The following is a 13451-nucleotide window of genomic DNA, read 5'->3' on the forward strand; positions in this document are numbered from 1 at the left end:
TTAAAAGAGGCGTATTTTCAACGAGGGCTATTGCTTCTGATGTGAACAATAACCCAGAAGGCACCACGCTTTGGCATCTAGTACGTGAAGGCAAACTAGATGATTAATCGTAAGAAAATATTATGTGCTGCACAATCGTTAATCATAAAGTGATCCAGAAAGGTGATGCAACATCAACGGATGGTGGCATACTTGAAGGGTGTTATGTTGAAAGCCAATATGTGGCTATCTTGCTTCTACTAGTGCATTTGTCATAACAGTAAGATAAATATCCATTTAATGGTTTGCATTAAATAAAAAAAGAATACCATAATAGCCATCTTCACGGATATCCGTAAAGATGGCTTGAAATAGAGTTTAGTTTGATTAACGTTCTAGCTTATGGATGTTATTGGGGTACCACAGCATTCTTTATTTCCCGCCTTGAGGGATGAAAGCGGTTTGACTCTCATGTTGTTGTCCTATCTACTCACCCGTATGATAAACATATCCTCCACTGTGAAAAATACCCCCTTGTTCAAGACAAACATCACGTCCATAGCGTTCATAGTCAAAGTAATGGGATAAATGCCCCAGTTGGGCTAAATCATAACAACCACTTTCTTCTATCCAGTAATAACCTAAATCATATTCATTATTGACCCCCGCTAATTGCTGGAAAGAATCTAAATTATCCGCTAAATGAATTAAATCATGGATTGAACTCGTTGAAGAACCGATTTCAATTGCCGCCTGATAAAGGTCAATTTCATCAGGCGATAACATGGCTAATCGCGAGGCTAACTCGTTCAACTCATCTAAAAGGCTGTATTCTGAAATGTAAGAAGAAAGGCCATCAATGGAGGATTCATAGTCGGTCAAAAAATACTCTTCATAGTGAATGCCATCAATGCCAATCCGCATTAAACACTGTTCTATTTCTTTTGAGGTTGCTGGAAGCTCAAGCCACTCACCAACAAGTTCACCTTCGTTATATTTTCCTAAGTTAGTGATAAAAACAGAAATCATACCCGATTTTAGGCATGGGGAAGCCGTCGCTGTTATGCGCATATTCATGTCCTATTATTGATGTATTGTGATTTAATTAATGGTGATATTTTGATAAAGGGATCTATTTCCCTTTAGAAGATGATATTGATATAAAAAGTCAATCAGCTGAAAACAGACAATCTGTTTTAAAAATGATTAATGACGGTTTAGAGCAAGATAATGAGTTGCCTTACAATCCCGATAACATGTTATGCTTTCTATCATGATCTCAATTTGCGCGTAAGCGGTTAATGAACCACACATACTAAACAAACTCGTCATTTGCCATAGTAGCTTTTTCATTGGAGGGACTATGGAACAACAAAGTAAACGAGAATACTGGACTGCAATTCTAGAGCAGCAACGACAAAGTAATTTAGGCATTAAGCAGTTTTGCTCGGAGCAAAACATAAGCTATCAGACTTTTCACTATTGGTCGAAAAAGCTCACGCAATCCGAGCCTGAAACCAGGGTTCAACCTATCGTGGTGACAGAGCCTACCGTGAGCACAAGTTGTGTTGTGTTAATTCTCAATAATGGCATTCGAGCAGAACTGCCGGCAACGCTTAGCTCGCAACAAATTAAGACTTGGTTTGAAGCGCTACAATGATACCAACAGGTAAGGTTTTCCTCATCTCTGGAGTCACGGACATGCGTAAGTCCATTGATGGACTATCGTTGATTGTCGCGGAGACTCTTGAGATGGATCCGTTTAGTGAGTCTTGGTTCATTTTCTGCAATCGTACCCGAGATAAATTGAAAATCTTGTTTTGGGATACTAATGGCTTCTGGCTGTACTATCGTCGCTTAGAAAAAGGGACCTTCAAGTGGCCAAGACCCAGTGAGGACGGAGCCATTCATATTACTAAGCAACAACTGGGTTGGCTTCTTTCGGGGTTAACGCTCGAACATGCCAAAGCTCATCGTCCACTTCATAATCTAGAAGTGTGACCGCTGATACTGATCGTCACGTTGGGCTTGAACGATCCTTTTTTGCTGTCATACTTAAGTCATTGAGATGACCAGAGCCCAGACATGACCGACCTCCCTGATGATATCGACCAGCTAAAAGCTATGCTGCTTGAGCTTCACCAACAGAACGAAGCAAAAGATAAACTCCTTGCGGCAAAGCAAGAGGAGGTTGCCGAGCTCAAAACCAAAATTGAGTTGTTGATTGAACAGCTCAATTTAAGTAAGTCAAAGCGCTTCTCATCACAAAGTGAAAAAATACCCAAAGGTACGTTTAACGAAGCGGAGCAACAAAAGAGTACGGCTAAATCCGACGACGACAAGAAAAAAACAGGCCGTAAGCCTTTTCCAAAAGAGCTCGAGCGTGAAGTTCATAAACATGAACTCAATGCCCCTTATTGCGACTGCTGCGACGAGCCTTTACATCAATGTGGTGTTGAAACTTCTGAAGAGCTGAAAATCATCCCACAGAAGGTTAGTGTTATACGTCACGAGCGAACCAAGTACGCTTGCCGGCAGTGTGAAAAAACACAGACTGAAACAAAGATTATCACAGCCCCAAAACCCGCAAGTATGATCCCTAAAAGCCTAGGGAGTGCAGATGCATTCGCCGCTGTAGTCACAGCAAAATACGTTGATGCTCTGCCACTCTATCGCCAAGTGGATATTCTCAATCGCTCTGGTATAGATATTAGCCGCGCTACACTGGCCAACTGGTGCGTTCAGTTAGGAAGCAAAGTGCAAGTCATTATTGATGCAATGAAAAGTGAGTTATTGAAAGAAAAGCTCATCTGCGCGGACGAAACCACTGTTCAAGTATTACGTGAAGAAGATAAGAAAGCACAATCTAAGTCATATATGTGGGTCTATCGTAGCGGTGAGTTCGTCAATAACCCAGTGGTTATCTACGACTATCAAGCCAGCCGCAGAGCAGAGTGCGTACAAGACTTTTTAGGTAGTTACTCTGGTTACTTGCTATCGGATGGCTACAGTGCATACGACAAACTTGAGGACGTGACTCAAGCTGCTTGCATGGCGCATGTACGCAGAAAGTTCACTGATGCTCAAAAAGCTTCACCATCAAAAAAAGCGGGCAAGCCAGAAAAAGCACTGAACTTTATTAGCAAACTATACGGTATTGAAAAGAAAGCCAAAGGGCTTGACGCAAAATCTCGACACCAACTACGACAAGAAGAAGCCAAACCTATTTTAGATGAGTTCAAGCAATGGCTTGACAGTCAAAACGTTCTCCCTAAAGGATTACTTGGCAAAGCCATCACTTATACGCAAAACCAGTGGCCTAAGCTGCTTACCTACCTTGAAGACGGCGATATAAGTATCGACAACAATGTGACCGAACGAGATATAAGGCCGTTCACGACAGGTCGCAAAAATTGGATGTTCTCAACGTCGGTAGGCGGAGCAAAGGCGAGTGCAAACTTGTATAGCCTCGTGATGACTTGCCGCGCTAATGACATGAACCCTTATTATTACTTCCAACACCTGTTTACCGAGTTACCAAAACGAAGTCCGAAAGATGATGTGTCGGATCTCATGCCATGGAACGTAGAAATCAGTGAGGTTGAGTAAAGCTTTACTGGTTCATTAAGCGCTTACCCAGCAATCGTCCCTACAACAGGAACAGCAGAGCCGATAGACGCTCCAGCTAGTGCGCCTGATACGCCACCAGCAACAGCTCCGGTCTTTTTCCCGATATGACGTTCACGAATGCGAGTTGAATCGCAGGCCGGGCAACGAATGTAATTTTCCATGATAATTTCCTTTTAGGTTGATTTAAAAGCAAAAAAGCCCCTGTCCGTGAGGACAGAGGCTTTCAGTGATAAAGCTTTTTTATTGAATGAGATGTATTACGATAAATCGTGGTTAGTTATCATGCGTTTTGACGATGAAAATTCCCATGAACAATATTGCCACCATTTCGCAATGAATCGATATAGTCGGCATACTACCGTAGTATTCGACTCCTCGTATTGAAAATGGATCTCCTATATGACATGGCTAAAGTTTTAGTGATTCATTGGATTATTCAACTTTGCAAAGTCGAATGGCGAAATCGTTTGTTCACGATTAGCATCCAAATAATCCGCCCACCACTGCACCATTAATCGGCGTTCATCAATATGTTCTGCCTTATGAATATAAGCAGCCCTCACTGAGTTACGTTCTTGGTGGCTCATTTGCCTTTCTACTGCATCCTTCGACCATAAACCTGATTCAACTAATGAACTACACGCCATCGTTCTAAAACCGTGTCCACAAATTTCAGTCTTCGTATCATAGCCCATCACACGTAAGGCTTTATTGACTGTATTTTCGCTCATAGGCTTAAAGGGATTATGAGCGCCCGTTAGGATCAATTCATGTTCACCCGTCCATGCCCAAATTTCTTTCAGTATAGTGATGGCTTGGTGGCTAAGGGGAACTAAATGCGGAGTGCGCATTTTAGCGCCTCTGTGTGAGAATTTAACGCCGGGTATAGGCTTTCGCTGAGCAGGAATCGTCCATAAGGCTTTATCGAAGTCAATTTCAGACCAACGCGCATAGCGAAGTTCGCTTGACCTAATAAACACTAATAAATTTAACATCACAGCTAGGCGAGTGACGGGTTGCCCTTTATAAGCATCGATACGGGCAATGAGTTCAGGTAGACGGTCAAGGTTAAGAGCTGGACGATGTTGGCGTTGTACCGTCGTTACAGCCCCTGCGGTATCAATAGCAGGGTTATAGCCAATAATACCTGATTGCACCGCATAACGCATGACAGCAGCGATACGTTGCTGTAAACGCGCAGCTATCTCATAAATCTCTTTACTTTCTGCTGCACGGATAGGAATAAGCAGGTCAGGGGTTTTGAGGGTAGTGATATCGCGTAATCCAATATAAGGAAAGACATGCGACTCCAAACTCTTTAAAACCTTTTCACTGTGTGATTCAGACCATTTTTTATTGCTGGCATGCCATTGTCTTGCGATGGTTTCAAAAGAGAGGTTAGCATCAGAAGCTGCTTTAGCCACACGTTTTTGTTCGCACGGGTCAATACCGTCAGCAATCAACTTTCTTGCTTCATCACGTTTTAAACGCGCCTCTGATAAAGAGACATCAGGGTATAAACCCAATGCTAAGGTTTTCTCTTTACCTAAGTGGCGGTAGCGTAATCGCCAGTACTTAGAACCATTAGTGTGAATCAATAAGTGTAGACCTGCACCATCGGTTAATTTATAGGATTTCACATCGGGTTTCGCCGCCCGAATTTTAGCGTCAGTCAGTGCCATAGTGAGCTTCCTGAGAGATAAAGTGGGTACAAAATTCTATCGAACTAGTGTATACCCGCAATTGTACCCACGCAATGGGGTTGATGTGGGTAGAATCGAGTAGAATTCAGTGGAGTTGAAACTTTGGGAGAGTGTTGATTTTAGCGGGCTTTACAAACAAAAACAGACGTCGGTTGACGTCTGTTGATAATAAGGTGGTGCCCGGACTCGGAATCGAACCAAGGACACGGGGATTTTCAATCCCCTGCTCTACCGACTGAGCTATCCGGGCAACGGGGCGCATTAAACCGTATTCAGCCGTTTGCGTCAATGCATTTTTAATAAAAAAACACTTTTTTTTACTGAGTGTTTTCTTTTTCAGCAAAAGGTGTGTGTTTAGTATGCGTTAATTAGTTTTTTAGCTTAACGCCCCTTTTTTACGGCACAGTGCGATTGTGAGAATATCCTCTGAAAGGTGTTGTGCAATCTCCACATCTTGAATATCCCTTTGTACTAATAAGCGGTTTAAACAACCCTCAAGCACTAATTCCATTTGGTTAGCAACCAATGCAGAGTCTTCAATATCTAGTTCATCTAATAGGTTTTTAGTGAAGTGAAATGAATTGTCTTTTTGTAAGCGGCTTAATTGGTGGATAGGGTGCTCGGCATCTGGGTAATAATTACAGGCAGAAATGAATAAACATCCAGGAAAACGCCCTTGGCTGACTTTTTCAGATAATTGTTGGTAGCGAGCCATTAATTTTTGCTGCGGGCTTAGAGACTCATCTAGCAAGGTTTGGCGCTGCCATACTTCAATTTGCTGGCTATGATAACGCAAGCAATCATAAACAAGTGCTTCATCGTCTGGCCAGAATTGCCGAATAGTTGAGAAATCAGATTCAATTTCACTGAGTAAATTTTCTGTAGATGCGGATAAGCCTTGGATTTCCAATTGATTTAAGGCGTGGCTCAAAATAGTTTCGCGTTGGATAGGCATTGTTAACTCCATCACAATATGTCTGATTTTTCTCCATCATAACAATGTTCAATTGTGAATTATAGCGATTTGCAGTGCTATTATGAGTCGTCGTTTTCGAAGGGGAACAAAATCAAATAGGAAATTGAGTGGGTATTTAAAAATGGGGAGTTTAAAGCGAACAGGAGGGGGAAGAACCCCCCTGGAACGAACTTGTGGGTTTATATCAGACTTTAATTGATCAATTTAGCTTCCAACGCAGCATCGATATAATAAAACTGAAAGACTTTCTCCATAAAGTCATCGATGTCATGTTTTCGTAATTCGAGAGCTTGTAAAATATCCAAAAGACCTTGGATCGTAATGGCGTTTTTACCTCTTTCATAACGAGAAACTTGTTGTTGGCTGATTTTTAGCCGAGAAGCTAATTGTGCGCCAGTCAAGCCAACCACTTTTCTGCGGTGTTTTAAAAAGGTTCCAATATAAACGGTTACATTTGTATTTTCATTTCGTTGAGTATTTAGCATGCCTCCTCCAAGTATATAAATCTTGTTAGAATAAAGTATATTGCTACCAAAAATCCTTATTGTTTAATTGGTGTCAATCTGAGTGATTAAATGATTATAATCAGACTTTCCAGTTATTATTAAACAAGGCTGAGTTAATTATTACCAATATTTATGGCAGATTGATTTTAAATTTTTGATAGATAATTTCTATCCCTATTACCCTGAATTCGTGTTTCAGGAAAGTGAATTTAAAACTATCACCTTTTAGTGTTTTTTTTATGGTTTTTTATTCTGAAAATAGTTTATATTAACTTGTTTTTTGGAATTATATTTGAGCTTGTAATTTCTGAAAAATGAATGGGATTACCTATCATCACCTGCTTATAGTCATTGTTTGTTACACTTATATGTAGAGTATTAATATACATATATTATTGGAAAAATGTTTATTTTTGATTTTATCTTAATTATTCATAATCGAGTGAAATATATATTACTAAGGCATGGCTTAAAATTTTTTTAAATGGTTATTATTATTTTATAATTACGTGAGTGACTTTATGTGGGGCGACCAAAGTAATATATTTTACGTAGATGCAGATATAGAAAACCCGTGCGATTTGCACGGGTCGGTATAAGATTACGTGGTACTCATATAAGCTATATGATCATACCGCCAAATAAGAAGCCGAATGAAACAGCTAATGCCACGGCAATGGTACCCGGAATAAAGAATGGGTGGTTAAAGACAAATTTACCAATGCGTGTAGTACCGGTGTCATCCATTTGTACTGCTGCAACCAGCGTTGGGTAAGTTGGCAGAATAAATAGGCCAGAAACCGCAGAGAATGATGCGATAGCTGTTAATGGGCTAACATTCAGCGCTAATGCCATTGGCATCAATGCTTTTGCTGTAGCGGCTTGTGAGTATAGTAACGCAGAGCAGAAGAAGAAAATAACCGCTAGCATCCAAGAGTGTTCATGGATTAAATCACCGGCAGTTTCTTTGATCCAGTCAATGTTGTGCTGTACGAAAGTATCGCCTAACCAAGCAACACCTAAAATACAAATACATGCGCTCATACCTGCTTTAAAGGTACTTGAGTTTAAGATAGCATCAGTATTAACACGGCAAAGAATAGTAATTAATGTCGCCACTGTTAGCATGATAATCAAAATTGCATTTGTGGTGTTCATTAATGGTGTTTCAACAATCCCTAAGCTTGGGCTATTAATGATGGCATAGCAAACAACGCCGATAACGCCGAGTAAGAATAACAATACAGAGGATTTAGCACCCGCTTTGATTTCTTTTACTTGGCTACCACGCAGTTCAACCAAGCCTTCAGCTAAACGTTTTTGGTAAATAGGGTCATCAGATAGCTTAGAGTTGAATGTCCAAGAGATAATGAATGACATCAAAATAATTGCAAGGAATGTCGCAGGCAATAGAACACTAAGAAGTGTGATATAGCTGACGGTATTACCTGCACCCACCATTGCTGGGTTTTCCATGATTGACGCCATATAAACCACTGCCGCTGAAATTGGTGATGCTGTGATACCTATTTGTGCTGCAACAACCGCAGTGGATAATGGACGGCACGGTTTTACGCCTTGCTCTTTTGCAACTTCTGCAATAACAGGCAGCGTTGCTAAAGAAATATTACCTGTCCCTGCGAAAAGTGTCAGGAAGTAGGTAACAATAGGTGCAAGAATGGTAATGTACTTAGGATTACGACGCAGTAATTTCTCAGTTTGGGCAACTAAATAGTCCAGACCCCCTGCAATTTGCATTGCAGAGATTGCGGCAATAACAGCCATGATGATTGAGATAACGTCAAATGGAATGGTTCCTGGTTTTACGCCAATAGCAGCGAGTACCAGTACCCCAAGGCCACCGGCAAAGCCGATACCTATCCCACCTAAACGGGCCCCCAAAAAGATGGCCAGCAGAACAATAATAAATTCTACGGCTAACATAGTGTTTACTCCTCGACAAAATGAAAATTAAAATTATGAAACTGTTATGTTAATTATTTGTGTGTGTATCAATCAAAAAAGGCACGCTTTCTATTGAGAGGCGTGCCTTTATTTTTAAGTGTTATTTATGATAAACATAAAACTTTAGTCATCAAAGCGTTTTGCTTTATAAGCTGGGTGTTTTAAGTTCTCAACAGAGAAAATATCATCCAGTTCAGCTTCAGTCAGTAAACCGCGTTCAAGAACAACTTCGCGTACACTCTTACCGGTTTCAGCACAGATTTTACCCACGATATCACCATTGTGGTGACCAATGAATGGGTTCAGATAAGTGACGATACCGATGGAGTTAAATACAAACGCTTCACAGATTTCTTTGTTTACTGTAATGCCGCTAATGCATTTTTCTTGCAGATTACGACATGCGTTGCTCATTAAAGAGATAGACTCGAACATCGCTTGGCCAATCGCTGGTTCCATTACGTTTAATTGTAATTGGCCCGCTTCAGCTGCCATTGTTACGCAGATATCGTTACCAATAACTTTGAAACAAGCTTGGTTAACAACTTCAGGAATTACAGGGTTAACTTTTGCTGGCATGATAGAAGAACCAGCTTGTAACTCAGGTAAATTAATTTCTTTCAGACCTGCACGAGGACCGGAAGATAACAGACGTAAGTCGTTACAAATTTTAGACAGTTTCATTGCCAGACGTTTTAAGCCAGCATGAACAGTGATGTAAGCACCACAGTCAGAGGTTGCTTCGATTAAGTCTTCAGCAGGAATGCATGGTAAACCAGTCACTTCGGCTAATTTTTTAACTGCAAGCTCTGAGTAGCCAGGCGCAGTATTCAGGCCAGTACCGATAGCAGTTGCGCCTAAGTTAACTTCGAGCAGTAATTCGATGCTGCGTTTTAAGTTTTTCTCTTCTTCTTTTAAGAGAGTCGCGAAAGCATGGAATTCTTGGCCGACGGTCATTGGAACGGCATCCTGTAACTGGGTACGACCCATTTTCAGAATGTCTTTGTATTCTTCAGCTTTAGCTTCAAAGCCTTTTTTCAGGTATTCAACAGATTCAATTAACTTCAATATAGAATTATACACTGCGATACGGAACCCTGTAGGGTATGCATCGTTAGTGGATTGGCTTTTGTTTAGGTGGTCATTAGGGTTTAAGAATTCATATTCACCTTTCTTATGACCCATCAGTTCAAGACCGATGTTTGCAAGAACCTCGTTGGTATTCATATTCAGTGATGTGCCCGCACCACCTTGGAATACATCAACAGGGAACTGGTCCATGCATTTGCCTTCATTTAGAACAACGTCACACGCTTTGATGATGGTGTCCGCGATATTACGTGGAATAGTGTGTTGTTCTTTATTGGCTAAAGCCGCCGCTTTTTTAACCATAACCATGCCGCGAATAAATTCTGGGACATCGTTAATAGTGCGGTCGCTGATATAAAAGTTTTCAATCGCACGCAGAGTATGAACACCATAATAGGCATCAGCTGGAACTTCTTTTTTACCTAACAGGTCTTCTTCGATACGAGTATTGTTTGACATGAGAACCTTCTTAATTAGATTACAGTTACTGTCCGTTTATGCGCTTTTAAAAATCGATACTTCGTAAAACAAAATTTACAGGTGATTAATATTGCAAAGTAAAACTTTACAAGCAATTAACACCATCTACTACGTTATCAGCATTATGATCTACTGATTTATGGGTAGATGATATGCTTTTAATCATGTGTTGCCTTGAACCTAGATCACTATATAGTTTGATTTATGCAACAGATTTCACGTTGTGTGATGTTCATCACAGATAAGTATCATTAATGAAAAAAATCTGTGAGTTGAAAAGCGTTATATCTGCCCCAATTATTATGGCTATACTAAAGAAAAAAGCGAATATTGATAGTTGTCTCTTAGATGCAGTTCACAAAGGTTTCCCTAGGGGCGTAAAATAGTCGATAGCTTATTGAAATAAAGGAGAACTTGTGCGCTGGTTACCACTCATTCTGATATGTATTCTCATTTACATTGAATCCGTCATTTTTGTGCGGGTTGCATCCGAAGTGGGTGTTTTAATGACTTTGATTTTAGTTGTTTTAACATCGTGCTTAGGTGTGTCACTCGTTAAAAATCAAGGCATGAAAAATGTACTGCAAATCCAACAAAAGTTAGCGTCGGGTGAAAGCCCAGCAGCTGAAATGATCAAGAGCGTTGCATTGGTTTTAGCGGGTTTCTTGTTGATTGTGCCTGGCTTTTTTACGGATTTCATTGGCTTACTGTTATTGTTGCCACCCATTCAAAAGCTTATTGTAATGCGCTTAATTCCTCATATTCGTTTCTACCAGCCGGGTTCTGGTTTCAATCAAACGGGAAATAGCGGCCATCAACGTGGCGATATTTTTGAGGGGGAATTCCAACGTAAGCAAGATGATCCTTCTTTTACAATTGATAACTCAGATAAAACAGATTTATCAGATAAAGACGATCGCCCTAAGTCATAAACCATCCTGTTTGTGGGGAGATAAAAATGAAAAATTTTTTATCTCCCCCCTTGAAGTCCCTCTTCTTCGTCCCAATCTGTTCAAACATGGTACTAGTTTATTTAAGACATGCTGGTATCGTCCTTTTACCTAGTATGGACTTTATTTATAGGAGAACTATTAATGAAAATTCGTCCATTGCATGACCGTGTTATCGTTAAACGTAAAGAAGTTGAATCAAAATCTGCAGGCGGGATCGTTCTAACGGGGACTGCTGCAAGCAAATCAACTCGTGGTGAAGTTCTTGCTGTCGGCAACGGCCGCATCCTCGAAAATGGTGAAATCAAAGCACTGGATGTGAAAGTTGGTGATATCGTAATCTTTAACGATGGTTATGGCGTGAAAGCTGAAAAAATCGACAATGAAGAAGTCCTGATTATGTCCGAAAGTGACATCCTGGCAATTGTTGAAGCGTAATTTTCACTTAAAACTTCTCAACGAACGAAAAGAATTTGAAGGAAAGAGATAATGGCAGCTAAAGACGTTAAATTTGGTAGTGATGCACGTACGAAAATGCTTCGTGGTGTGAATGTTCTGGCAGACGCAGTAAAAGTGACTTTAGGTCCTAAAGGCCGTAACGTAGTTTTAGATAAATCTTTTGGTTCACCAGTTATCACCAAAGATGGTGTTTCAGTTGCACGTGAAATCGAATTAGAAGACAAATTCGAAAACATGGGTGCTCAAATGGTGAAAGAAGTTGCTTCTAAAGCTAACGACGCTGCGGGTGACGGTACAACAACTGCAACTGTATTGGCTCAAGCTATCATTACTGAAGGCTTAAAAGCGGTTGCTGCGGGTATGAACCCAATGGACCTGAAACGTGGTATCGACAAAGCCGTCGTTGCTGCAGTTGAAGAGCTGAAAGCCCTGTCTGTTCCTTGTTCAGACACTAAATCAATCGCACAGGTTGGTACTATTTCTGCAAACTCCGATGAAACCGTGGGTAAATTAATTGCAGAAGCTATGGATAAAGTCGGTAAAGAAGGCGTTATCACGGTTGAAGAAGGTACTGGTCTGGAAGATGAGCTGGATGTGGTTGAAGGTATGCAATTTGACCGCGGTTACCTGTCTCCTTACTTCATCAACAAACCAGAAACAGGTGCTGTTGAGTTAGAAAACCCATTCATCCTGTTAGTTGATAAAAAAGTATCTAACATCCGTGAATTACTGCCAGTATTAGAAGGCGTTGCTAAAGCAAGCAAACCACTGTTAATCATCGCTGAAGATGTTGAAGGTGAAGCACTGGCAACTCTGGTTGTTAACACCATGCGTGGTATTGTTAAAGTTGCCGCGGTTAAAGCACCGGGCTTCGGTGACCGCCGTAAAGCAATGCTGCAAGATATCGCAATTCTGACTAACGGTACTGTTATCTCTGAAGAGATCGGTATGGAGTTAGAAAAAGCGACATTAGAAGATTTAGGTCAAGCAAAACGTATCGTTATCAACAAAGACACTACCACTATCATTGATGGTGTGGGTGAAGAATCTGCGATCGCAGGCCGTGTTGCACAAATTCGTCAACAAATCGAAGAATCTTCTTCAGACTACGACCGTGAAAAACTGCAAGAGCGCGTTGCTAAATTAGCTGGCGGTGTTGCGGTAATTAAAGTGGGCGCAGCAACTGAAGTTGAAATGAAAGAAAAACGTGCTCGTGTTGACGATGCTCTGCATGCAACTCGCGCAGCTGTTGAAGAAGGCGTTGTTGCTGGTGGTGGTACTGCACTGGTTCGCGTTGCAGCGAAACTGGAAGGCATGAAAGGTGATAACGAAGAGCAAACTGTTGGTATTCGTGTTGCTCTACGTGCGATGGAAGCGCCTATGCGCCAAATCGTTACCAACGCAGGTGAAGAAGCTTCAGTTGTTGTTAACAACGTGAAAGCAGCTAAAGGTAACGAAGGTTACAACGCAGCAACTGATGCTTATGGCGACATGATCGACATGGGTATCTTAGACCCAACTAAAGTAACGCGTTCTGCTCTGCAATTTGCAGCGTCTATCGCGGGTCTGATGATCACCACTGAAGCGATGATCACTGAGCTGCCAAAATCAGATGCACCTGACTTAGGTGGCGCTGGTATGGGCGGCATGGGTGGAATGGGCGGTATGATGTAAGCCTTTGGCGACATCAAGCTCAAGTAGTTACTAACCCAGT

Annotated in this window: 14 protein-coding genes and 1 tRNA gene; 7 read left to right on the forward strand and 8 right to left on the reverse strand. The window is 41.1% G+C overall.

The window, feature by feature from the left end:
• Positions 1–122 precede the first annotated feature (122 nt).
• Complete coding sequence (locus tag PR809_RS17095; RefSeq protein ID WP_269750008.1) at positions 123–257, forward strand: hypothetical protein; 135 nt, start codon at positions 123–125, stop codon at positions 255–257.
• A gap of 208 nt (positions 258–465) precedes the next feature.
• Here PR809_RS17095 and PR809_RS17100 read toward each other — a convergent pair whose 3' ends face one another.
• A complete protein-coding gene (locus PR809_RS17100) occupies positions 466–1050 on the reverse strand; it encodes an antirestriction protein ArdA (RefSeq protein WP_272524585.1) in 585 nt (194 codons plus the stop codon).
• A gap of 292 nt (positions 1051–1342) precedes the next feature.
• Here PR809_RS17100 and tnpA point away from each other — a divergent pair, with 292 nt between their 5' ends.
• From tnpA to tnpC, 3 genes are all read left to right on the forward strand, one after another.
• Positions 1343–1639, forward strand: a complete 297-nt coding sequence (gene tnpA / locus PR809_RS17105) for an IS66 family insertion sequence element accessory protein TnpA (protein WP_094961085.1) — start codon at positions 1343–1345, stop codon at positions 1637–1639.
• On the forward strand, positions 1636–1980 hold the full coding sequence (gene tnpB, locus PR809_RS17110) for an IS66 family insertion sequence element accessory protein TnpB (RefSeq protein ID WP_034167512.1): 345 nt from the start codon (positions 1636–1638) through the stop codon (positions 1978–1980). The genes tnpA and tnpB overlap by 4 nt, the downstream gene beginning before the upstream one ends.
• 84 nt (positions 1981–2064) lie before the next feature.
• The gene (gene tnpC, locus PR809_RS17115) at positions 2065–3588 is read left to right on the forward strand and encodes an IS66 family transposase (RefSeq protein ID WP_163762158.1); all 1524 of its coding nucleotides are present in this window, start codon (positions 2065–2067) and stop codon (positions 3586–3588) included.
• 23 nt (positions 3589–3611) lie between these two features.
• On the opposite strand, the gene PR809_RS17120 is transcribed toward tnpC, so the two are convergent.
• The 7 genes from PR809_RS17120 to aspA form a co-directional block, all read right to left on the reverse strand.
• The gene (locus tag PR809_RS17120; RefSeq protein ID WP_272524586.1) at positions 3612–3770 is read right to left on the reverse strand and encodes a hypothetical protein; all 159 of its coding nucleotides are present in this window, start codon (positions 3768–3770) and stop codon (positions 3612–3614) included.
• Positions 3771–4025: 255 nt separating this feature from the next.
• Positions 4026–5291, reverse strand: a complete 1266-nt coding sequence (locus PR809_RS17125) for a tyrosine-type recombinase/integrase (protein WP_272524587.1) — start codon at positions 5289–5291, stop codon at positions 4026–4028.
• Positions 5292–5486: 195 nt separating this feature from the next.
• Positions 5487–5562: transfer RNA gene (locus tag PR809_RS17130), tRNA-Phe, on the reverse strand.
• Between the two features lie 126 nt (positions 5563–5688).
• On the reverse strand, positions 5689–6261 hold the full coding sequence (gene dicD, locus PR809_RS17135; RefSeq protein WP_413399158.1) for a division control transcriptional repressor DicD: 573 nt from the start codon (positions 6259–6261) through the stop codon (positions 5689–5691).
• Positions 6262–6479: 218 nt separating this feature from the next.
• On the reverse strand, positions 6480–6773 hold the full coding sequence (locus PR809_RS17140; RefSeq protein WP_102138014.1) for a helix-turn-helix domain-containing protein: 294 nt from the start codon (positions 6771–6773) through the stop codon (positions 6480–6482).
• A gap of 642 nt (positions 6774–7415) precedes the next feature.
• Positions 7416–8738 carry an anaerobic C4-dicarboxylate transporter gene (locus PR809_RS17145; protein ID WP_206276726.1) on the reverse strand — a complete coding sequence of 441 codons (1323 nt, stop codon included), beginning with the start codon at positions 8736–8738 and terminating at the stop codon, positions 7416–7418.
• A gap of 144 nt (positions 8739–8882) precedes the next feature.
• Positions 8883–10307, reverse strand: a complete 1425-nt coding sequence (gene aspA, locus PR809_RS17150; RefSeq protein ID WP_102138012.1) for an aspartate ammonia-lyase — start codon at positions 10305–10307, stop codon at positions 8883–8885.
• Between the two features lie 437 nt (positions 10308–10744).
• On the opposite strand from aspA, the gene PR809_RS17155 reads away from it, so the two are divergent.
• The 3 genes from PR809_RS17155 (at position 10745) to groL (ending at position 13411) form a co-directional block, all read left to right on the forward strand.
• Positions 10745–11260 (forward strand): FxsA family protein, encoded by a 516-nt coding sequence (locus tag PR809_RS17155; protein WP_206276727.1) that lies wholly within the window; start codon positions 10745–10747, stop codon positions 11258–11260.
• A gap of 162 nt (positions 11261–11422) precedes the next feature.
• Complete coding sequence (locus PR809_RS17160; RefSeq protein WP_004908085.1) at positions 11423–11716, forward strand: co-chaperone GroES; 294 nt, start codon at positions 11423–11425, stop codon at positions 11714–11716.
• Positions 11717–11767: 51 nt separating this feature from the next.
• On the forward strand, positions 11768–13411 hold the full coding sequence (gene groL / locus PR809_RS17165) for a chaperonin GroEL (protein ID WP_206276728.1): 1644 nt from the start codon (positions 11768–11770) through the stop codon (positions 13409–13411).
• Positions 13412–13451: the final 40 nt, after the last annotated feature.

The sequence above is a fragment of the Providencia sp. PROV201 genome, from assembly GCF_028479545.1.
GTDB classification, from domain to species: domain Bacteria; phylum Pseudomonadota; class Gammaproteobacteria; order Enterobacterales; family Enterobacteriaceae; genus Providencia; species Providencia huaxiensis.